Genomic DNA, 20463 nt, shown 5'->3' on the forward strand with positions numbered 1-20463 from the left:
CTAAGGTTAGGCTTGCCTTCATCGTGCGTGATGAGATTAGCCTTACCTAAGTTTGACCGCCAGGAGAGGGGGGTGGGTGCGCCCGGCCCATCAGATCGAATCGCCGCCCGCGATGCCCGGCCGGCCGGCGGAGAGCCCTCCGACGGGGGCGACGGGGCGCGGCCGGACGGCGGTCCTGACCGCCGGCCTGGTGGCCGCGCTCGGCGTGCTGGTGCTCGTCGCGCTGGCCAGCGTGGCGCTGGGCGCCCGCTCCGTGCCGCTGTCCACGGTGATCGACGCCTTCCTCGCGCCCGGCGCCTCCAGCGACCACACCGTGATCCGCGAGCTGCGGGTGCCGCGCACGCTGCTCGGCATCGGCGTGGGCGCGGCGCTCGGCCTGGCCGGCGCGATCATGCAGAGCCTCACCCGCAACCCGCTGGCCGACCCCGGCCTGCTTGGCGTCAACCAGGGCGCCGCCCTGGGCGTCACCGTGGCGCTCGCCCTGCTCGGGCTGTCGGACCCGGCCGTGTACGTGTGGTTCGCGTTCGGGGGCGCGGCCGTGGCCTCCGTCCTCGTCTACGCGCTGGGCTCGGCGGGCCGCTCCGGCTCCGCCCCGGTACGGCTCGCGCTGGCGGGCGTCGCCGTGGGCATGGCACTCACCGCCGCGTGCTCGGCGCTCCTGCGGATCGACGCCAAGACGTTCGACCGGATGCGGTTCTGGCTGACCGGGTCGCTGGCCGGTCAGGACGCGGCCACGCTGGTGCGCCTGGCACCGTTCATGGTCGCGGGCATCGTCATCGGGCTGCTGCTGGCCCGGCCGCTCAACCTGCTGTCGCTCGGCGACGACACCGGCCGGGCCCTCGGCGTGGCCGTGGGCCGGACCCGCCTGCTCGCGGGCGTGGCCGTGACCCTGCTGTGCGGGTCGGCGACCGCGGCAGCCGGGCCCCTGTGGTTCGTGGGCCTCGCGGTGCCGCACGCCGTGCGCGCGGTGGTGGGCGGGGACCAGCGATGGGTGCTGCCCTACACGGTGCTCACCGCTCCGGCGCTGCTGCTGGCGGCCGACGTGGTCGGACGGCTCATCGCGCGGCCCGGAGAGGTGCAGGTCGGCATCATGTGCGCGCTGCTGGGCGCCCCGGTCTTCATCCTGATGGCCCGGCGCAGGCGGCTCGCCGCCCTGTGACGCCCCCATGACCCTCCCCCCGTCCCGTGCTGGAGCTCTTTCGTGACCCTCTCCCCCTCCCCTGCCCGCCCCCGGCGGGTGGCGCGTCTCGGGTCCTGGTCGGTACGGCCGGCGCCCCGGGCGCTGTCGGCATGCCTCGGGCTCGTCGCCGCCGGGTTCGTCGTGTCCGTGCTGGCCATCTCCACCGGCGAGTTCACCGTGCCCGTGCCCGACGTGCTGAAGGCGGTGTTCGGGCAGGGCACGCCCGTCGCCGAGCTCATCGTGTCCAGGCTGCGCGCCCCCAGGGTCGTCACCGGCCTGCTGGTCGGCGCGGCCTTCGGGATGAGCGGCGCGATCTTCCAGAGCCTCACCCGCAACCCGCTCGGCAGCCCCGACTTCATCGGCTTCACCGCCGGCGCCTCCACGGGCGGCATCCTCGCCGTCGTCTCCGGCGGCACCGCCCTGCACATCGCGGGCGGCTCGCTGGCGGGCTGCGTGGTGACGGCCGCCCTGGTGTACGGGCTGGCGTTCCGGCGCGGGGTGCAGGGCTACCGGCTGGTGCTCGTCGGCATCGGCGCGAACGCGCTGCTCGTCTCCGTCAACTCGTACCTGCTGACCCGCGCCAACATCAACGACGCCGCCACCGCCGGCGCCTGGCTCACCGGCAGCCTCGGCGGGCGCGGCTGGGAGCACGCGATCCCGGTCGGCGCGGCGGTGGCCATCCTGCTGCCGGTCTGCGCGTACGTGTCCCGGCCGATGCGGATGATGGAGATGGGCGACGACGCGGCCCGCGCGATGGGGATCAGGGTGGAGACCGTGCGGGCGGCGGCCGTCGTCGCCGGGGTGCTGCTGTGCGGTGTGGCCACGGCCGCCGCCGGGCCGGTCGTCTTCGTGGCCCTCGCGGCGCCGCAGCTCGCCCGGCGGCTGACCCGCTCCTCCGGCGTCACCATGACCGCCTCGGCGCTCACCGGCGCCGTGCTCCTGACGGCGGCCGACCTGGCTGCGCAGCGGGTCATCGCGCCCGCCCAGCTGCCCGTGGGCGTCCTCACCGCCGCGATCGGCGGCGTCTACCTCGCCCTCCTGCTCCGCAAGGACCGCCACTGATGCCGGCGCCACCGATGCTCGCGCTGCGAAAGACCGTTCACTGATGCCCGCGCTGCGAAAGGACCGTCACTGATGCTCCCGCTGGGAAAGGACCGCCGCTGATGCTCCCGCTGGGAAAGGACCGCCGCTGATGCTCCCGTCCCCGCCCGCCGCCCGGCTCTCGGGGTCCGGCCTGACGCTCGCCTACGACCAGCGGGTGGTCGCCGAGGGCCTGGACGTGACGATCCCCGACGAGTCGTTCACCGTGATCATCGGCCCCAACGCCTGCGGCAAGTCCACGCTCCTGCGCGCCCTCGCCCGCATGCTGAAGCCGAAGAAGGGCGCCGTCCACCTCGACGGCAGCGTGATCACCTCGCTGCCGTCCAAGGAGGTGGCCCGCCGGCTCGGCCTGCTGCCGCAGAGCTCGATCGTGCCCGACGGCATCACGGTGGCCGACCTGGTGGCGCGGGGGCGGTACCCGCACCAGCGGCTCATGCGGCAGTGGTCGCGCGCGGACGAGGCCGCCGTGGCCGAGGCCATGCGCGCCACCGACGTGACGGGGCTGGCCGAGCGGATCGTGGACGAGCTGTCGGGCGGGCAGCGGCAGCGGGTGTGGCTGGCGATGGCGCTGGCCCAGGAGACGCCGATCCTGCTGCTGGACGAGCCGACGACGTTCCTCGACATCTCGCACCAGATCGAGGTGCTGGACCTGTGCGCCGACCTGCACGAGGCGGGCCGCACGATGGTGGCGGTGCTGCACGACCTGAACCAGGCGTGCCGCTACGCCACGCACCTCGTCGTCATGCGCGACGGCCGGATCGTCGCCGAGGGGGACCCGTCGGCGATCGTGACGCCGGAGCTGGTGGCGCGGGTGTTCGACCTGCGCTGCGAGATCATCACCGATCCGCAGTCGGGGACGCCGCTCGTCATCCCGGAGTCCCGCCGCCGCGCCCCGGAGTCGCCGGCGCGGGCGTCCGTGCCGCTGGAGCGGGCCTCCACGTCGCCGGAGCGGGCGTCCGTGTCCGGGGCGTCGCGGCGCCGGTCCTAGCGGACGCCGCAGACGCGGAGCGCGAGGAGGGCGAGGGCGCGGGTCACCTCGCGCAGCTCCGACAGCTCCACCTGCTCCCTCGGGGCGTGCGCGAACCGCACGTCACCAGGGCCGTAGTGCAGCGACGGGATGCCGCCCGCCGCGTACAGCCGCAGGTCGCTCCCGTACGGCGCGGCGGCCTCGCGCGGCCAGGCGCCCGAGACGTCGGCGACCGCCCGGTTCACCTCCCCCAGCAGCGGATGCCCCTCGGGCAGCCGCCCGCTGGCGAACTGGCCGCCCGGCCACGTCACCACAGGCGGGTTCTCGCGCAGCCACGGGCTCGCCGCGCCCAGCACCGCCTCCTCCAGGGCGGCGCGCGCGTCGGCCGGGTCCTCGTCGAGCCGCACGCCGAGCCGCCCCTCGGCGACCAGCAGGTCCGGCACCGTGCTCGCCCAGTCGCCGGCCCGCACGGTGCCGATCTCGATCGGGTACGGCAGCGCGTTGTCCCCGTACAGGGGCGGCACGTCGCGGTTGCGCTCGGCCTCCACCCGCCGGATGGCCTCGAACACCGGCCAGAACACCTCGATCGCGCTGACGCCCTCCGTCCGGGCTCCGCCGTGCGCGGCCCGGCCGGAGACCTCCAGCCGGAACGTCAACGCCCCGGCGTTGGCCGTGATGACCGTGCCGCTCGTGGGCTCGGTGAGGACGGCCGCCTCGGCGGTGTGGCCCCGGGCCAGCGTCGCGAACGCCCCCAGCCCGCCGTCCTCCTCACTCACCACGCAGTGCACGGCGAGCGGCCGCACCAGCCGCACCCCGGCCGCGCGCAGGGCGCGGACGACGGCGAGGTTGGCCACCAGGCCGGCCTTCATGTCGCAGGCGCCCCTGCCGTGCAGGGTGTCGCCGACGATCCGCGCGGCGAACGGGTCGTTGCCCTCCCACTTGGCCAGGTCGCCGGTCGGCACGACGTCGACGTGGCCCTGGAGCGCCAGCGCGGGCACGCCCTCGCCGCCGGTCACCCCGACCACGCCGTACGCCTCGGAGCGGGGCGCCTCGGTGCCGGGGAAGCCGTCGCGGGCCCGCAGCCCCTCGATGTCGACCTTCCACACGTCCACGTCGAGACCGGCCTCGGTGAGGAGACGGGCGAAGCGGTGCTGGAGCTCCGACTCGGCGTCGGTCCCCGTGATACTGGGCACCCTGACCGTCTCGGCCAGCAGGCTCACCGTGCCGGGGTCGTCGACGGCATCCAGGACCCGGGCTTCCACCTCGCGCATGAGGCAACCCTAGTCACGCCGCCGGCCCGTCATGAACCCAGGAGACGGCAGCCGGAGACAACAGGATGGTGGTGCGGATCGCCTCGATGGCGGCGGATCCCGGCGCCGTCCTGGCCGAACCGGCCCTGCCCTGATCCCCGTGCCGCGATCGCCCGTAAACTTGGCCCGTGGCAGAGCCCAAGTTCGAGATTCAGATGCTGCACGACCGGGTGATGATCCGGCTGGAGCAGAACGCCGAGGAACGGCGGAGCGGCTCGGGGATCGTCATCCCGGCCACCGTCAAGCTGGCCAACCGGCTCGCCTGGGGAGAGGTCTGCGGTGTCGGGTCCAACGTGCGCTCGGTCAAGGTGGGCGACAAGGTCCTGCTCAACCCCGAGGAGCAGTTCGAGGTGGAGTTGCACGCGCAGGTCTACCTGGTGATGCGGGAGCGCGACCTGCACGCGGTGGCGACGCAGGAGACCGACCACGGCACGGGGCTCTACCTCTGAGCACCCGGCCCGCCCGGCCGCGCACGCGACCGGCCGGGCCTGTCCGGCTCACACGCCGCCGGGAAGCGCGCCGGTGGCGGCGGTGCCGCCGCTCGCCGCGCGGTTGAAGGTCAGCCAGAGCTTGGCGGTCCACGTGCGGGCCGGGACGGCGGCCAGCACCCGGGAGGCCCTGCCGTCCAGGCCCACGACGGTCAGCCGGTAGGCGCCGCCCTGCGGCATGACCGCGATGACGTGGTCCTCGTCCCACCAGCCGAACAGGGCGGTCGGCCGTACCGCGACCCGCTTGACGATCTGCCCGGTGGCGGGGTCGGCGACGCAGAGGCGCTCGGCGGAGCGCGGCGGGCACCACAGCGCCAGGCGGCGGCCGGAGGGCGAGTACGGGTCCTCGGGGCCGGTCGGGCGGCCGAGCGTGGTGTGCGTGCTGAGAACGGCGCCGTCGGCGGCCCGGTAGGCGCGCAGCCCGTCGCCGTGCCTGGAGATCAGGTCGCCCGCGGGCGTCCACGCGAAGGCGGCCCGCGCGTCCACGCCGGCGACCGCGACCGTGCGGGCGGTGCCGGCCGCCACGTCCACGACGGTGAAGCCGGCGGTGCGCCAGGAGCCGCCGGTCTTCCGCTCGACGGTCAGGGCCACCCGCCTGCCGTCCCGGGACCACGAGATCGACGAGGCGGTCAGCGGCTTGGCGACGGTGGGGACGCGGCGCAGCGCGCCGGTGGCCCGGTCGGTGAGGAGGAGTGCGTCCTTGCCCGCCCGGTAGGCCGTGGGCACGGCCGCGAGGATGCGCCCGTCGGGCGAGACCACGGCCTCGGACACGGCCGCCCGCACGGTGAACGCGTCGCCGGTGCGCGCGCGCACGTACGTGGCCTTCGTGCCGAGCCCGTACGCGCTGAGGCGTACGGGATCGCCGGTCTGCTGCTGGTACGTCACGTTCACGCCGGGGAGCGGCAGCGCGGCGGCCCGCCGGGCGGGCGCGCTCGGCGCGGGCGACGCGGTGGGCGCGACGGGCGCGGCGGGAGCCGTGGGCACCGTCGGAGCTGTGGGCACCGTCAGGGCGGCGGGCACCGTCGGGGCGGCGGGCGCGGCGAGGAGCGTCAGGGTGAGCACGGCGGCGGCGGAGGCGGACACGCCCCGCACACTAGACACCGTTCGCCGCGATATCCCGCGCGATAGCGGCCCGGTATGGATCGGGCCGGTCTCAGTAGAAGCGCCGGCTCAGAAGAAGCGCCGGCTCAGCATGAGCAGGTCGATGCCGACGGCCTTCATGCCGAAGTACACGATCGTGGCCGCGACGGCCACCGTGACGAGCAGCACGACGATGCGGAGGGGCCAGCCCTGCCGCTTGTACCACTCGGTCCAGGCGTGCAGGGTGCGCTTGCCGAACTCCAGCACCCGCCGCGCCCAGTGGAACTCGGTGGCGAGCACGGCCAGCCCCGCGAACACCACGAGCCAGCCCGGCCCGGGGAACGGCACCATGATCAGCCCACCGACGACCATGACGGCGCCGATCACGCCGATGACGATCTTGAGGGTGAGGGCACCGGTGCGGGTGGAGCGGACGCCGTCCAGCCAGCCGTTCAGGCCGCCGCGGCGCGCGGGCATGTCGGACGCGCGGGCGGCCTCGTCCTTCACCGCGTCGGCGCCCCCCGTCTCTGAGTCGTGGATCGGCACAGCCCCCCCGGACAGTCGGTCGTGCTCCAAGGATACGGCCGACACCTAGGGCATATGCGACCGTAAGCATAATGATCTATAAACCCGGCCTAAAGTAAAATCTCTCGCCGAAGCGGCACTACTTAGCAAATATCGGTTAATGTCTGCTATGCCCGAGGTCATGCTTCGCACCGTCACCGGCCCCATCCGCGCTGCCTCGGTGGACGGCGCCGTACTCCCGCACGAGCACCTGCGCACCGACATGCGGTGGGCGGTCGGCATCGAGTCCGACCCGTACCGGTGGCTCGACGAGGAGCACACCGTCATCGACGAGCTCCGGGACCTGCGCCTGTCCGACGGGCTGAACCTCCTCATCGACCTCACCTGCCTCGGCATGGGCCGCGACGCCGCCGCCCTGGCCCGCGTCGCCGCCGCCTCCCGGGTGCCGGTCATCGCCTCGACCGGCGTGTTCAGCGAGCCGTTCTCGCCGGCGCGCGACGCGGACGTGCCCACGCTCACCCGGCTGCTCATGGACGAGATCTCGAACGGGCTCGACGGGACGGGGGTGTTCCCGGGGGTGATCGGCGAGGTCGGCTGCTGGGGCGCCGAGCCCACACCCGCCGAGGAACGCGCTCTCATCGCCGCCGCCCACGCCTCCGTCGCCACCCGCCTGCCGGTCGCCACGCACGGCCGCGACTCTCTCGGCGTGCTGGAGATCCTGCTCGCCCAGGGGCTGCCCGCGGCTCGCGTCGGCGTCGGGTACGCGGGCTCGGACCTGCCCGTCGCCCGCAAGATCGCCGAGTCGGGCGCGTACGTGAGCGTGACGGCGCTGGGCAACGGCGTGGACGCCGCGGTACGGGTCGCGCTCGGCCTCATCGAGGAGGGACACGCGGAGCGGCTGCTGGTCAGCACCGGGACGAGCCGGGTGGCGCAGACCGGCAGGTACGGCGGGCCGGGGTACGCCCATGTGTTCCAGGCGGTGCTGCCGCGCCTGCGTGAGGCCGGCGTGGACGAGGACACGATCCGGCTGGTCACCCGCGACAACCCCCTCCGCTGGCTCACGGCCGGCGCCGCCTGACCGTCCGCGCCTTCCCCGGGGGCCGCGCTCGCCGGAGCACCGGGAGTGCGCGAACTGGCTAGGATCGGTGCGATACGGGCCTGGCCGGATGGGGGACGGTGAGCGAGGACACGCGCAGCGGCGATCGGTCGCGCGGCCGGTTCGGGCGGCTGTCACGCCTGACGCGGCTGGGCGACGTGCCGGTCGTGATGATGCTGGTGTGGGCCGGCTGGCTCGCCGTCCCGTGGTCGTTCAGCGGCCTCGCCCAGGCCCGCGCGGCCGCCGCCGAAGCCGCTCTCCCACCGCCTGCGGCCGCGCCGGCCAAGGCATGGGGTCTGCCTGCGCCGGCCCGGCCCGCCGTCACCGTCCTCCACACCGGGGAGACCCACCAGACCTCACGGGACGCGTTCGCGGCGCAGCGGGCGTGGATCGCGGGCGAGGTCCACGACGCGGCAGGTCACGGGCTGGCGGCCATCGCCATGCAGGCCGGGGTCGCCCTGGTCACGCTGGACGACGATCCCGAGCAGGCGCGCGCCTCGTTACGGGCCATCCGCGAGACGAGCCTGACCGCCCTGGCGCAGCTCCGTACCGCCCTCGACCGCCTGGATCCCCGCCCCTCGGAGAGCACGTCGGACATGCGGCCCACGGACGGTGGGTTGCGGGCGCTCGTCGACGGAGTGCGCGCCACGGGCCTGCGCGTGAAGGTCCAGCCGGACGAGCCGGCCGTGCCCGCTCGCCTGCACGACGCCGTCTACCGCGTCGTCCGCGAGTCCCTCACCAACGTCCTGCGCCACGCCGGCCCCTCCGCCACTACCCGGGTCCGGCTGGCCGCCGAGCCGGACGCGTACATCGTGGAGATCGTCAACCACCCGGCCGGCACCCCGGGACGGGCCGGCCAGCCCGGCGGGCGCGGGCTGGACGGGATGCGCGCCCGGGTGGCGGCCCTCGGCGGCCACCTCACCGCCGGCCCGCGACCGGACGGCGGCTTCCGCGTCCTCGCCCGCTTCCCGGCCACGGGTCGTCCCGGGGAGGACGCGTGATCCGGGTGGTCGTCGCCGACGACCAGGCCGTCGTACGCATGGGCCTGCGGGCGCTGCTGCAGCGCGAGCCCGACATGGAGTGCGCCGGTGAGGCGGCCGACGGCGCCGCCGCGCTCGACCTGCTCCGCCGTACCCGCCCCGACGTGCTGCTGCTCGACATCCGGATGCCCGGCATGGACGGCCTGGCGACGCTGCGCGCCGTCGCCGGCGATCCCGGCCTGGCGGGCACCCGGATCGTGGTGGTGACGACGTTCGCCGAGGACGAGTACGTGTTCGCCGCCCTCCAGGCCGGCGCCAGCGGCTTCCTGCTCAAGGACAGCGCCCCGGACGAGCTGGTGAACGCGGTCCGGGTGGTGGCGGCGGGCGAGGCCCTGCTGTCCCCGTCGATCACGAGGAGGGTCATCTCCCTGTTCGGCGGGACCGGCGTCGCGCCCGTGCGGGGGCTGGACACGCTGACCCCGCGCGAGCGGGAGATGGTGGCGTGGGTGGCGACCGGCCGGTCCAACGAGGAGATCGCCGGAGAGCTGGTGATCAGCCCCGACACCGTGCGGACGCACGTGAGCCGGGCCATGGTCAAGCTGGGGGCGCGTGACCGGGCCCAGCTCGTCGTGTTCGCCATGCGCGCGGGCCTGGCCGTCCCCGGACAGGCCTAGGGCGATTCGCGGCTAGCGCAGGAAGCCCTCGTAGTTGCGCTGCTGGAGCTGCGCCTCGATCTGCTTGACGGTCTCCAGCCCCACTCCCACCATGATCAGCACGCTGGTCCCGCCGAACGGGAAGTTCTGCTGCGTCCCCGGATCCCTGAGGATCATGAACGCGAGCATCGGCAGCAGCGCCAGCACCCCGAGGTAGGCCGCCCCGGCGGCGGTCAGGCGCGACAGCACGTACGACAGGTAGCCGGCCGTGGGACCGCCCGGCCTGATCCCGGGCACGAAGCCCCCGTACCGTCGCATGTTGTCCGCCACCTCCATGGGGTTGAACGTGATCGACACGTAGAAGTACGCGAACCCGACGATCAGCAGGACGTACGTGGCCAGGTAGAGCGGGTGCGTCCCCGAGGCGAGCACGCGCGCCGGCCATCCGCCGGCTCCGTCGCCCAGCAGCGGCGCGGCCAGCGTGGGCAGGTAGAGCAGCGACGAGGTGAAGATGACCGGCACGATGCCCGCCTGGTTGACCTTGAGCGGGATGTAGGTGCTGGTCCCGCCGTACATGCGGCGCCCGACCATGCGCTTGGCGTACTGCACGGGCAGGCGGCGCTGCGCCTGCTCGACGTACACGACGCCGGCGACGAGGAACACCCCCGTCACCAGCATCACCGCGAACGAGAACGGGCTCACCAGGAAGATCGTCGACAGGTACGACGGGAAGACGGCCACGACCTGCGTGAACATCAGCAGCGACATCCCGTTGCCGATCCCCCGGTCGGTGATCAGCTCGCCGAGCCACATGACGAGGCATGCCCCCGCGACCATGGTCACCACGAGGACGGCGACGGCCGGCAGGCTCTGGCCGTACAGCAGCGGCGTCGTGCAGCCCGGCAGCAGGTTCCCCGAGCGGGCCAGCGCGGTGACGGTGGTGGCGTTGAGCACGGCCAGGCCGACGGTGAGGTAGCGGGTGTACTGGGTGATCCGGGCCTGCCCGTTCTGCCCCTGCTTGCGCAGCGCCGCCAGCCTCGGCACCAGCACCACGAACAGCTGCATGACGATGCCCGCGGTGATGTACGGCATGACCCCCAGCGCGAACACCGACAGCTTCAGCATCGCGCCACCGCTGAGCAGTTGCACCATGTCGACGAGCCCGCCCTTGGCCGTGCCGAGGCACCGCCGGACCGCGACCACGTCCACCCCGGGCGCGGGCAGGAGCTGCCCCAGCCGGAACAGCGCCAGCAGACCCAGCGTGAACAGCAGTTTCCTGCGGAGCTCCGGCACCCGGAACGCCCTGACCAGCACAGTGAGCATGGCACCCGAGTCTGGCCGCGCGCCCCGCCGCGGTCGTCCGCTCAACCGATGCACCCGTGTACGCGAATCCGCGTAGACGAGTGCGCCGGGGCCGATCAGCGCGGCGGGTAGACGGCCGCGAGGACGGCCGGCAGCCGGGGCACCAGGCGGGTGAAGCGGCCGTCCTCGTAGCCCGCGTCCGGCTGGTTGGCGAGCTGCTGCGACACCAGGCCGGCGATCAGGCTGGACGCCAGCGCGAGCCCGTCGTCGCCGGCCGCGTCCGGGTGCAGCTCGCCACGCTCCACCGCGGCCCGGATCAGGCCGGCGAAGTGGTCGTGGATGGCCAGGGCGGGCGCGTACGCCTCCGGGGACGGTGTGAAGCCGGGCACCGGCCGCCAGAACAGGAGCTGCGCGAGCACCGGGTTGGCCATGATCCACCGGGCGCCCGCCTCGTAGGAGGCGCCGAGGGCGTCGAGCCCCGGCGATCGTGAGCCGGCCGGCCCGCGGACCGCGTCGAGGTACGCCCGCTGGCCGCGCTCGAACAGCGCGTCGTACACCGCGCCGCGCGACGGGAAGTACCGGTACAGCGACGGCGGCCGGACGCCGAGCCGCCGGGCGACGGTCGCGAGGCTCAGCCCGGCGACGCCCTCCTCGGCCATCACGTCGAGCGCCAGCCCGAGGATCTCCTCCTGCGTCTCCGCCCTGCGTCGCGCCCGGCGATCCGGAATGTCAGTCACGGCATGTAGCTTAAACTAATAGTGTTAGCTAAAGCTACGGAGGATCGCATGTCGCACGACATCGTGCTCACCGGCCTGCGGCAGAACAACCTCAAGGACGTCTCGCTCCGGCTGCCGAAGGAGCGGCTGACGGTGTTCACGGGGGTGTCGGGCTCGGGCAAGTCCTCGATCGCGTTCGGGACGATCGCGGCCGAGTCGCAGCGCCAGCTCAACGCCACCTTCAGCGCCTTCATCCGCAACCGGCTGCCCACCCACGAGCGCCCACGCGCCGAGCGGCTGTCCGGGCTCACCACCGCCGTCGTGGTGGACCAGCGGCCGGTCGGCGGCAACGCCCGCTCCACGGTCGGCACGATGACCGACATCCAGCCGATGCTGCGCGTGCTGTTCTCGCGCCGGGGCGAGCCGTCGGCGGGCCCGGCGACGGCCTACTCGTTCAACGACCCCCAGGGCATGTGCCCCGAGTGCCACGGCATGGGCCGTAAGACGGAGGTGGACCTCGACCTCCTGCTGGACCGGGACCTGTCGCTGGAGGAGGGCGCCGTCCGCCTCTTCCCCGTCGGCTCGTACGCCTGGCAGCTCTACGCGCGCAGCGGCCTGTTCGACCCGGCCAAGCCGCTGCGCGACTTCACCGGCGAGGAGCTCGACCTGCTGCTCCACGGCGGCGGCTTCAAGGTGGGCCGGGGCCGCTACGAGAACACCTACGAGGGCGTGATCACCCGCTTCAACCGGCTGCACCTCAACCGCGCGGTCGACGCCCTCGACGAGGCGGCGCGGCGCGTCGTCCGCGAGGGCCGCTGCCCGGCGTGCGACGGCGCCCGGCTCAACGCGGCCGCGCTGGCCTCCCGCATCGGCGGACGCAACCTCGCCGACCTGTGCGCCCTGGAGATCGCCGACCTCGTCGACGCGCTGGACGAGCTGGACGACCCCATCGCGGAGGAGGCGGTGGAGTCGCTGCGCCGCATCGACGCGATCGGCCTCGGCTACCTGAGCCTCGACCGCGAGACGCCCACCCTGTCGGGCGGGGAGGCGCAGCGGCTGAAGACCGTGCGCCACCTCGGCAGCAGCCTCACCGGCCTGACGTACGTCTTCGACGAGCCCAGCGTCGGCCTGCACCCGCGTGACGTGCACCGCCTCGGCGACCTGCTGCTGGAGCTGCGCGACAAGGGCAACACCGTGCTGGTGGTCGAGCACGACCGCGACCTGATCGAGCTCGCCGACCACGTGGTGGACCTCGGGCCGGGCGCGGGCGCCGACGGCGGGCGGGTCGTGTACGAGGGGACGGTCGCGGGGCTGCGCGCGAGCGGCACGCCGACCGGCCGCGCGCTCGGCCGGGCGACAGGGCTCAAGGAGTCCCTGCGCGCGCCGACCGGCTGGCTGACCGTGCGTGACGCCAGCACGCACAACCTCAGGAACGTGACGGTCCGCGTGCCGCTGGGCGTGCTGACGGCGGTCACCGGCGTGGCCGGGTCGGGCAAGAGCACGCTGGCCACCGTGGACCTGCCCGCCCAGCATCCCGGCGCGATCCTCATCGACCAGTCGGCCATCGCCGCCTCGCCGCGCTCGACCGTCGCGACGTACCTGAACGCCATGGACCCGCTGCGCAGGATGTTCGCGCGGGCGAGCGGCGCGCGGCCGGCGCTGTTCAGCGCCAACTCGGCGGGCGCCTGCCCGGCGTGCGGGGGACGCGGCGAGATCACCACGGACCTGGCGTTCATGGACCCGGTGACCCGCGTCTGCGACGCCTGCGGCGGCACCCGCTTCAACCCCGAGGCGCTCTCCCACCGGGTCGGCGGCCGGACGATCGCCGAGGTGCTGGCGCTGACGGCCGACGAGGCGGCCGGCGCGTACGATCTGCCGGGCCCCGCGAGGCTCGGCGAGCTGGGGCTGGGCCACCTGACACTCGGACGGGCGCTGAACACCCTGTCGGGCGGCGAGCGGCAGCGGCTGAAGCTGGCGCACCGGATGGGCGGTAGTGGTCACGTCCATGTCTTCGACGAGCCCACGACCGGCCTGCACATGGCCGACGTCGGAACGCTGCTGGCGCTGCTCGACCGGCTGGTGGACGCGGGCGGCACGGTCGTCGTCGTCGAGCACGACCTGGACGTGGTCAAGCACGCCGACTGGGTGATCGACCTGGGCCCGGAGGCCGGTCGGCACGGTGGTGAGGTGGTGTTCGAGGGCACCCCGGCCGACCTCAGCCAGGCGTCCACCCATACGGCGAAGCACCTCGCTAGGTCACTCGATAATCCTCGTCCCGCACGTCCATGATCGCCATGTGACCCGGCAGGTGGCCGATCGCGAACTCCACCCCGCTCGCCATGACCGCCGCCTGCGGCGTCACCCCGCACGCCCAGAACACCGGCACCTCGCCCGCCCGCACCTCCACCGGGTCGCCGAAGTCGGGGCGGGCGAGGTCGGCGATGCCGATCGCGGCCGGGTCGCCCACGTGGACCGGCGCCCCGTGCACCATCGGGTACCTGCCGCTCACCTCGGCCGCGGTCTCCACCAGCTCCTCGGGCACCGGCCGCATCGACACCACGAGCGGCCCGGACAGCGTCGCCGTCGGCTCGCACGCCACGCTCGTCCGGTACATCGGCACGTTCGTCCCCAGCTCCAGATGCCGCACCGGCACACCGGCCGCCAGCAGCGCCCCCTCGAAGGTGAAGCTGCACCCGATGAGGAACGGCACCAGGTCCGCCCGCCACTCCGCCACCACGTCACCGGCGTCGGCGACCGGCCGGCCGTCCCGGTAGAGGCGGTAGCCCGGCAGGTCGGTGCGCAGGTCGCCGCGGAACAGGGCGCTGGAGTACGACCCCGGCTCCCCCACGTCCAGGACCGGGCACGCCTGCGCGTTGCGGTGGGCGAACAGCAGCAGCTCGTACGCCAGCGGCCTGGGCACCGCGATCAGGTTGGCCTGCGTCCAGCCCCTGCACCAGCCCGCGGTCGGCGCCCGCTCACCCGCGCGGAACCGCTCGCGCGCCTGCGCGGGCGTCAGGTCTGCGACATCCACGCTTCGACACTACGCCGCGGCGGACTGGTCGACCGACCTACCGATCGGCCGCCTTACCCCGACTGCTTACCGGCGGCCTTACCGATCGACTCCGAACGTGTGCGGCCCGAGGCCCACCCCGTCTCCCTGGGGCACCACGTATCCCTGGGCGACCAGGGCCGCCAGGCTCCGCCGTACACTCTCCTCCTCCAGACCCGTGGTGCGGCACAGCGCGTCGACGTCCACGCGTCCACCGTCCTGGGCCTGCGCGGCGACCGCCTCGTAGACATGGACGTCCACGTCCGAAAGCGCCTGCACATCGTGGTCGTGAGCCATCACCGCTCCCTCGCTCCCTCCCGCAGCCGCTCCGGGTCCACGTCCCGCTCGGGGTAGCGGCGCAGATACTCGCTCTCCAGCTCGTTCGTCCGCGAGGTGTGGCGGGCGAGCGCGTCGTCGGAGGCGTGCAAGAAGGCGTCCGTCCGCGTGGCGTGCAGTTGCCGCAGCTCACGCAGCAGATCATCGTCGCCGAGCTGTCTCGGATCGATACCCATGGTCGTCATGGGGTGCCCCCTACCCGGAATGACCTCGACAATATCTGTCATATTTCCTGACATCTGGGCATTGCCGAGCGTGGAAGTGAGCCTTACCTTCCCGTTATGGACCTTGAGCTCCGGCACCTCAGGATCGTCCGAGCGGTCGCCGACGCGGGAAGCGTGAGCAAGGCCGCGTCACTGCTGGGGCTGGCGCAGCCGGCCCTGTCCGCCCAGCTCAAGCGCATCGAGCGAGCGCTGGGCGGCACCCTGTTCGAACGCGACAGGCTCGGAGCCAGGCCCACCCGCCTCGGCGAGCTGGTGCTCGCCCGCGCCCGCGTCCTCCTCCCGGCGGCCCAGGAGCTGCAGGACGAGGCGGCCCGGTTCGTCACCAGGCCCTCCCCCGGGTTCCGCATAGGCGCCACCAACGGGCCCGTACTCGGCGGCCTGGTGGACCGGCTGGCGGAGGAGCACACCGTCAGCACGTACACGAGCTGGTCGGGGCGCGAGCTCGCCTCCATGGTGGAGGTGGGCCGCCTGGACTACGCGCTCGTCGGCACCTGCGGCGACAGCGGCGCCCCGGCCGGCGCGCTGCTGTGGGACTCGATCAGCCTGGACCCGATCTTCGCCCTCGTCGGCGAGCGGCATCCGGCCGCCGGCGAGAAGGAGGTGGAGCTCGCCGACCTGGCGGGCGAGCAGTGGGCCGTCATGCCGGGCGACGCCTGCTTCGCCGACTGCTTCGCGACGGCCTGCGCCCGCGCCGGGTTCACCCCCGGCACGATCTACGAGACCGACGTCACCACCTGCGCCCACCTCGCGCGGGTGGGACGCGCGGTGGCACTCTGCCAGGCCACCCACCCGCCGCAGCCGGGGCTGGCGATGGTCCCGCTCGCGGGGGCGCCGCTGCGCTGGCGCCAGCTCCTCGGCCGCCGCCCCGCCGCGCCGGACGCCACCTGGGTCCTGGCCCACGCCAAACAGGCCCACCTCGACTCGGTACGCGGCAGCCCCATCTACAGCGACTGGCTCGTCCGCAACCCGTCCTTCGGCACCGCCCCTTGACGGTGTCAGACCAGCCACGTGGCGACCCTGAACTCCCACCCTGGCCGCCACCGGAACGGCGCGTCCACCAGCTCCTCCAGCGGCACGCCCTCCAGCAGGTTCAGCAAGGCCCACCGGTTGGCGGAGTGCGCGATGGCGAGCACCGTGCGCCCCTCCCACTCCCTCATGCACTCCTCCAGGAAGGAGGCTGTGGCGGCCACCACGTCCCGGTAGCTCTGCCCGCCCGGCCACGGCGCGTCGACGTACCGGCTGCGCAGCGCCGCCACCTCGCTGACGGGCCGCCCGTTGTAGATCCCGTAGTCGCACTCCGCAGCCGCGCGTCAAGCCTGATCTCCTTACCGCCGTCGGGAAAGGCGATCTCCGCGGTCTCCACGGCCCGCCGCAGGTCGGAGCAGTAGACGACGTCCACGGCCCGCCGCCGCACCCCCAGCCCGACGGCCAGCTCCCGCCCCAGCCGCGACAACTCGCCGGGCAGTCGGCCGGTGGCGATGCCGATCTCGTTGTCCACGGTGACGGAGTGCGTCTCGTAGACCAGTCTCACGCCCATCCCCGCACGCTACCGGCCCACCCTGGGAACACGGCCGGCTCGATCAACACACGCGGGCGTGGAATGATGTGCTGGCGGCGAACCATCCACCCGGCGAGGCGCTCCATGCTCTACCCTTAGCCTGCGCCCGCGGGGTAGAGGGCGCCGGACAACTGAATCCAGGGGCGGTAGCTCAGCCGGTCAGAGCATCGGACTCATAATCCGTGGGTCGTGGGTTCAAGTCCCACCCGCCCTACTCACCCTTCCACCGTATTCCTGGTCTGAGCAGGGGATTCGCGGGATCGTAGATTACGCGGACACGCAGTCAGACGCAGCGGAGAGCAGCCGTATGCCACCCGTCGCGGAACATACACGGAACGGATCTTGGGGCGTTTTCCCAGGTCGCGCACAGCAAAAGACCCCGGGATTCGTCCGGGGTCCATTGCGTTCCGCGTGATCACTGCGACAGGGCTTCCAAGATCCGGGTGTTGGCGGCCTCTCGCTGTCCGTCGATGCACTTGGCGTAGACCTTGAGCAGCACGTCCACCCCGTGGCCGGCCCGCCGGAACTCGCCGAGGCCGCACGAGCCGCCAACACGCACCTCACCGGCCCCAGCTCATAGCGACCGAGTGACTTGCCGAATTGTTCTTATAGGTGATCAAGCGGCGGCGCGGCGCGCCGCCGTACCCCCGGCCCTCCGCCCGCCCGCCGTCCGGGCGTGCGGCCTGAGGGCCGGTCCCGGACGGCGGCGGGACACCGGGCCGGCGCCGCACGCCCGCCCCGCCGTACTGACGGAACGCTCCGACCGGGGTTGCCGCGCCGCCGCACAGATGCAGCCCTACGATCGCCACTGCCTGGCGGGCCACCGTAGATGGCTGGGGCGATCGACGAGCCGTACTTCGTTCCTCAGCACAGCTCACTGGACGACGTTGGTTGCTGCCTGTGTCTGAGCCGCTAGAGGCTCCGCGGGTCGCGCACCCGCAGGCCGAAGGCCGACAAGCCCTGCTCGTGGTGCTCGATCAGGCCCAGGCGGCGGTAGAAGGCGTGGTTGGCGGCGCCTTCCAGGGTGGATTCGTGGTCGGTGGTGAGGACGAAGTACCGGCAATGCGCGTACCGGTTCTTGAGATGCTCCAGCAGCCGACGACCGACGCCCTCGCCGTGGTGTCGGGCGTTGACCAGCAGTTCCTGCACGTAGCAGACGATCTCGTCATCGGACACCGTCCGTGCCAGGCCCAGCAAGCGGCCCGACTCGTCCCTGGCGGTGATGACGAGGTGCGAGTTGGCCAGGCTCCGGCACACCCGGGCGACGTCGCGAGTCCACGGGGCCCAGCCGACCGAGTCGTAGAGCTCGAACACCTCTGCCTCGTCGAAAGACGTCTCCTGATTGATGATCACCAATTAGGTGGGCTCCCTCATGTTCTCGGTGTAGAGCGACGCATCCGAGCCTATTCAGTGGAGAGCGCGCCAGGCCGTCGGCCTTGACACGCTGAGCAGTGGGGAGGGGGCGAGCCCTGGTCGATCCCTCAGGACATGGTGGGAAGGCAGAATGCCTGGAATGGAGCTACGACCGGAGCTGCTTCCCCCGCCCGTCTCCCCAGAGCGCCAGGAGCAGCTCGGCAGCGAGATCTCCACGGCCCCCGTGGCTGTCGCCAGGACGGTCACGACGGGCGCCGGCAGCCGCCCGCCGGCCTTGCGCCTGCTCATGCCCTTGTCGTCACCGTCGGCCAAGCGCTCCGGAAGCGCTCGCATGCGAATGGTGACCAGCCGGTCATGGTCGGCAAGCCCTCGCCAACCTGATCAACGATTTCTCGCAGCACGAAACCGATCCTGAGCGGCGGCTGACGACCTGGGAGGCGGCCGAAATGCTGGGTGTTCTGATCAGAGCGCTTCGGGCTGCCGGGCGGGCTGCCGTACAAGTTATTTGACACGACATATATGTCGTGTAATCTAATTTCCATGACGAACGAACCGACGCTGGTCTTCATCCCCTGCTTCTCCGGCGCCCCCTGGAACCTCGAACAGCTCACCCCACTGGCCCACCGCCCCCGACGCACCCTGCGCCTCCCGGAAGACATCAACGACATGGAGGCCTACGCCGACGCTGTAGCAGCCCAGACCGCGGACCTGGACGAGTACGTGCTGGTCGGCGACTCCTTCGGCGCGAACATCGCGCTGGCGCTGGCCGTCCGCCAACCGGCCGGGCTCCGCGGCCTGGTGATGTCCGGCGGTTTCGCCGCCAACCCGATCTCCTCACCAGCTTGGAAGGCCGCCATGCGGCTCATGGGCAGGCTGCGCGGCGGCCTCTACCGGCACCTGGTGCTGCGCGCGCACGCCCACCGGCTGGCCTCACCCCACGACGGCGAGGGCCAGATCCCCTGGAACGAGGCCGACAGCCGCCACCTGTTCCTGGCCAACACCCCGGCCACGTCCTTCGGAGCCCGCCTCACCGCGGCGCTGACCGCCGACTACACCGATCGCCTGGACAACGTCGCGGTTCCCACACTGATCATCACACCGTCACACGACAAGCTGATCGGCGAGGAAGCGGCCCAGATCATGCGTGCCGGGATCCCGGACGCCAGGGAGATCGTGCTGGAGCGCACCGGGCACATGTTCCGCTTCACTCACCCCGTCACCTACGCCCGCGCCGTGCAGACGTTCCTGGCCGAAAGGATCGACGAGTTCGAGGTGGCCGGTGCGGCCCGCTGAAGAGCTCCGCTACCTGATCCTGGCCGCGCAGCGGGAAGGCAACCGACTGCTCGGCCAGGCGCTGCGGCCACTGGGCATCACACCCTCCCAGGCCGAGGTCATCCGCATCCTGCAGGAACGGGGGCCACTGACACTCAACGGCCTCGGCGAACTCCTGGTCTGCGAGAGCGGCTCCAGCCCCAGCCGACTTGTCGACCGGCTGGTCGCCGCCGGCCTGCTCAAGCGCGAGGTGGCCACCCATGACCGCCGCCACATTGAGCTGTCGCTCACCGCAGAAGGAGCCCAGCTCAGCAAGAAGATCACCAAAATCGAGGACGACCTCTACCGGGCGATCGACACCGCAGCCGAGGGGCACGATCTTGAGCACCTCTTCGGGTTTCTCCGGGCCTTCGTCGCCGATCTGCCCGCGGGACAAGCCCTGTCCCGCCGCACCCACTGACCTTCAAAAGTCTGACCGGCGAGAACGCTTGCCAACCCCAGATGGCCATCGCTTTCGTCCTGTGGAAGCCGCTACGCGATCACTTCCTCGGCCCCGGACCAAGAGGTCGGGTGGCGGCCTTCCGCGTTATGACTGATTAGTGGTCATCGGTGACTGTTGAGCTGGCTTGTCGTAGACGCCGATGGTCCACTCGCTGGGACGCTGGTTCACTACCTTGGCAAGGCGTTCCGGCGTCGTGACGATCGTATCCAGGTCATGGGTGCCGCTGCCGTCCTCGATTTCCTGGCCGAGTGGGGCATCGGAAGGGAAGATCCAGATCCAGCCGTCCCGGGCCAGCGGACTGCCAGTCGTACTGGGCATCGGGACCTCTTCACGGCGATCCCCGCTCCGGCCAAGGCTCGTTCCGTTGCCCTGCCTCACCAGCACCCAGACGTTGGGATCGGCGCATCGGATGGAGCAGCCGGTGTTGTAGGTGGTCGGCTGGAAAGTCACCCTTACCCCCTCGCCGACCGTCGAGTGGTTCTCGGCGTGGATCAACTCCAGTGTGTCTCCGTTCATACCGACGGCTGTCGCAGGCAGATCGACGCCGTTCGTCAGCGCGCGGCGGAGGCGGGCCCCTTTCGGAAGCCAGGCCTGGTGCCCAGCGGCTACGACGAGCTGGTCAATGAGGAGGAGCCGGGCAAGCGCAGTGTCGCGCGGCCGGAGTGGGAGGCGCTCCTGGCGCTCAAGACGAGCGACACGACGCTTTGGCAGCCGCCGGCGCGACCTCCGGCGACACTGTCGTGATCGACT

General features: G+C 72.5%; 23 protein-coding genes, 1 tRNA gene and 1 pseudogene. 13 read left to right on the forward strand and 12 right to left on the reverse strand.

Annotated elements, in window-relative coordinates; genetic code table 11:
* Window positions 1-76: 76 nt before the first annotated feature.
* The 3 genes from ACIBG4_RS04530 (at window position 77) to ACIBG4_RS04540 (ending at window position 3269) form a co-directional block, all read left to right on the forward strand.
* Window positions 77-1159: a FecCD family ABC transporter permease gene (locus ACIBG4_RS04530; RefSeq protein ID WP_397200633.1), complete on the forward strand. Its 1083-nt coding sequence runs from the start codon at window positions 77-79 to the stop codon at window positions 1157-1159.
* A 42-nt stretch (window positions 1160-1201) separates the two neighbouring features.
* Window positions 1202-2242 carry a FecCD family ABC transporter permease gene (locus ACIBG4_RS04535; RefSeq protein WP_397200634.1) on the forward strand — a complete coding sequence of 347 codons (1041 nt, stop codon included), beginning with the start codon at window positions 1202-1204 and terminating at the stop codon, window positions 2240-2242.
* A 130-nt stretch (window positions 2243-2372) separates the two neighbouring features.
* Window positions 2373-3269, forward strand: coding sequence for an ABC transporter ATP-binding protein (locus tag ACIBG4_RS04540; protein WP_397200635.1), 897 nt, complete (start codon window positions 2373-2375; stop codon window positions 3267-3269).
* Here the strand turns inward: ACIBG4_RS04540 and ACIBG4_RS04545 are convergent.
* On the reverse strand, window positions 3266-4519 hold the full coding sequence (locus tag ACIBG4_RS04545) for an ArgE/DapE family deacylase (RefSeq protein WP_397200636.1): 1254 nt from the start codon (window positions 4517-4519) through the stop codon (window positions 3266-3268). The genes ACIBG4_RS04540 and ACIBG4_RS04545 overlap by 4 nt on opposite strands.
* Window positions 4520-4686: 167 nt before the next feature.
* On the opposite strand from ACIBG4_RS04545, the gene ACIBG4_RS04550 reads away from it, so the two are divergent.
* The gene (locus tag ACIBG4_RS04550; RefSeq protein WP_310715865.1) at window positions 4687-5007 is read left to right on the forward strand and encodes a co-chaperone GroES; all 321 of its coding nucleotides are present in this window, start codon (window positions 4687-4689) and stop codon (window positions 5005-5007) included.
* A gap of 48 nt (window positions 5008-5055) precedes the next feature.
* Here the strand turns inward: ACIBG4_RS04550 and ACIBG4_RS04555 are convergent, their stop codons facing one another.
* A complete protein-coding gene (locus tag ACIBG4_RS04555; protein ID WP_397200637.1) occupies window positions 5056-6129 on the reverse strand; it encodes a TolB family protein in 1074 nt (357 codons plus the stop codon).
* Between the two features lie 87 nt (window positions 6130-6216).
* Complete coding sequence (locus ACIBG4_RS04560) at window positions 6217-6672, reverse strand: TIGR02611 family protein (RefSeq protein ID WP_397200638.1); 456 nt, start codon at window positions 6670-6672, stop codon at window positions 6217-6219.
* 160 nt (window positions 6673-6832) lie between these two features.
* Between ACIBG4_RS04560 and ACIBG4_RS04565 the strand changes: the two genes are divergently transcribed.
* The 3 genes from ACIBG4_RS04565 to ACIBG4_RS04575 all read left to right on the forward strand — a co-directional run bounded on the left by ACIBG4_RS04565 (window position 6833) and on the right by ACIBG4_RS04575 (window position 9401).
* Window positions 6833-7729, forward strand: coding sequence for a phosphotriesterase (locus ACIBG4_RS04565; protein ID WP_397200639.1), 897 nt, complete (start codon window positions 6833-6835; stop codon window positions 7727-7729).
* A gap of 98 nt (window positions 7730-7827) precedes the next feature.
* Window positions 7828-8748, forward strand: a complete 921-nt coding sequence (locus ACIBG4_RS04570; RefSeq protein ID WP_397200640.1) for a sensor histidine kinase — start codon at window positions 7828-7830, stop codon at window positions 8746-8748.
* Window positions 8745-9401, forward strand: a complete 657-nt coding sequence (locus ACIBG4_RS04575) for a response regulator (RefSeq protein WP_397200641.1) — start codon at window positions 8745-8747, stop codon at window positions 9399-9401. Before ACIBG4_RS04570 ends, ACIBG4_RS04575 begins: the two co-directional genes overlap by 4 nt.
* A gap of 12 nt (window positions 9402-9413) precedes the next feature.
* Here ACIBG4_RS04575 and secY read toward each other — a convergent pair whose 3' ends face one another.
* A complete protein-coding gene (gene secY / locus ACIBG4_RS04580) occupies window positions 9414-10703 on the reverse strand; it encodes a preprotein translocase subunit SecY (RefSeq protein WP_397200642.1) in 1290 nt (429 codons plus the stop codon).
* 95 nt (window positions 10704-10798) lie between these two features.
* The gene (locus ACIBG4_RS04585; RefSeq protein WP_397200643.1) at window positions 10799-11419 is read right to left on the reverse strand and encodes a TetR/AcrR family transcriptional regulator; all 621 of its coding nucleotides are present in this window, start codon (window positions 11417-11419) and stop codon (window positions 10799-10801) included.
* Between the two features lie 48 nt (window positions 11420-11467).
* Between ACIBG4_RS04585 and ACIBG4_RS04590 the strand changes: the two genes are divergently transcribed.
* Window positions 11468-13687 carry an ATP-binding cassette domain-containing protein gene (locus ACIBG4_RS04590; protein ID WP_397200644.1) on the forward strand — a complete coding sequence of 740 codons (2220 nt, stop codon included), beginning with the start codon at window positions 11468-11470 and terminating at the stop codon, window positions 13685-13687.
* On the opposite strand, the gene ACIBG4_RS04595 is transcribed toward ACIBG4_RS04590, so the two are convergent.
* From ACIBG4_RS04595 to ACIBG4_RS04605, 3 genes are all read right to left on the reverse strand, one after another.
* Window positions 13650-14429, reverse strand: a complete 780-nt coding sequence (locus ACIBG4_RS04595; RefSeq protein ID WP_397200645.1) for a putative hydro-lyase — start codon at window positions 14427-14429, stop codon at window positions 13650-13652. The two genes, ACIBG4_RS04590 and ACIBG4_RS04595, sit on opposite strands and share 38 nt — an antisense overlap.
* A 78-nt stretch (window positions 14430-14507) precedes the next feature.
* Window positions 14508-14744 carry a hypothetical protein gene (locus tag ACIBG4_RS04600; RefSeq protein WP_397200646.1) on the reverse strand — a complete coding sequence of 79 codons (237 nt, stop codon included), beginning with the start codon at window positions 14742-14744 and terminating at the stop codon, window positions 14508-14510.
* On the reverse strand, window positions 14744-14968 hold the full coding sequence (locus ACIBG4_RS04605) for a DUF6158 family protein (protein ID WP_310715843.1): 225 nt from the start codon (window positions 14966-14968) through the stop codon (window positions 14744-14746). The genes ACIBG4_RS04600 and ACIBG4_RS04605 overlap by 1 nt, the downstream gene beginning before the upstream one ends.
* Before the next feature lie 96 nt (window positions 14969-15064).
* Here ACIBG4_RS04605 and ACIBG4_RS04610 point away from each other — a divergent pair, with 96 nt between their 5' ends.
* On the forward strand, window positions 15065-15997 hold the full coding sequence (locus ACIBG4_RS04610; protein WP_397200647.1) for a LysR family transcriptional regulator: 933 nt from the start codon (window positions 15065-15067) through the stop codon (window positions 15995-15997).
* 5 nt (window positions 15998-16002) lie between these two features.
* On the opposite strand, the pseudogene ACIBG4_RS04615 reads toward ACIBG4_RS04610, so the two are convergent.
* Window positions 16003-16544: pseudogene (locus ACIBG4_RS04615) on the reverse strand (histidine phosphatase family protein).
* Window positions 16545-16705: 161 nt separating this feature from the next.
* Here ACIBG4_RS04615 and ACIBG4_RS04620 point away from each other — a divergent pair.
* Window positions 16706-16779: transfer RNA gene (locus ACIBG4_RS04620), tRNA-Ile, on the forward strand.
* Window positions 16780-16980: 201 nt separating this feature from the next.
* Here ACIBG4_RS04620 and ACIBG4_RS04625 read toward each other — a convergent pair.
* On the reverse strand, window positions 16981-17124 hold the full coding sequence (locus ACIBG4_RS04625; protein WP_397200648.1) for a hypothetical protein: 144 nt from the start codon (window positions 17122-17124) through the stop codon (window positions 16981-16983).
* A gap of 353 nt (window positions 17125-17477) precedes the next feature.
* Window positions 17478-17918: a GNAT family N-acetyltransferase gene (locus ACIBG4_RS04630; RefSeq protein WP_397200700.1), complete on the reverse strand. Its 441-nt coding sequence runs from the start codon at window positions 17916-17918 to the stop codon at window positions 17478-17480.
* Between the two features lie 561 nt (window positions 17919-18479).
* On the opposite strand from ACIBG4_RS04630, the gene ACIBG4_RS04635 reads away from it, so the two are divergent.
* Both ACIBG4_RS04635 and ACIBG4_RS04640 read left to right on the forward strand, forming a co-directional pair.
* On the forward strand, window positions 18480-19232 hold the full coding sequence (locus ACIBG4_RS04635) for an alpha/beta fold hydrolase (protein ID WP_397200649.1): 753 nt from the start codon (window positions 18480-18482) through the stop codon (window positions 19230-19232).
* The gene (locus tag ACIBG4_RS04640) at window positions 19219-19671 is read left to right on the forward strand and encodes a MarR family winged helix-turn-helix transcriptional regulator (RefSeq protein ID WP_397200650.1); all 453 of its coding nucleotides are present in this window, start codon (window positions 19219-19221) and stop codon (window positions 19669-19671) included. The genes ACIBG4_RS04635 and ACIBG4_RS04640 overlap by 14 nt, the downstream gene beginning before the upstream one ends.
* Before the next feature lie 126 nt (window positions 19672-19797).
* Here ACIBG4_RS04640 and ACIBG4_RS04645 read toward each other — a convergent pair whose 3' ends face one another.
* Window positions 19798-20208, reverse strand: coding sequence for a hypothetical protein (locus tag ACIBG4_RS04645; protein WP_397200651.1), 411 nt, complete (start codon window positions 20206-20208; stop codon window positions 19798-19800).
* Here ACIBG4_RS04645 and ACIBG4_RS04650 point away from each other — a divergent pair.
* Complete coding sequence (locus tag ACIBG4_RS04650) at window positions 20200-20457, forward strand: hypothetical protein (RefSeq protein ID WP_397200652.1); 258 nt, start codon at window positions 20200-20202, stop codon at window positions 20455-20457. The genes ACIBG4_RS04645 and ACIBG4_RS04650 overlap by 9 nt on opposite strands.
* The last annotated feature ends 6 nt before the right edge of the window (window positions 20458-20463 follow it).

The organism is Nonomuraea sp. NPDC050383, from assembly GCF_044459125.1.
In the GTDB taxonomy this organism is placed as follows: domain Bacteria; phylum Actinomycetota; class Actinomycetes; order Streptosporangiales; family Streptosporangiaceae; genus Nonomuraea.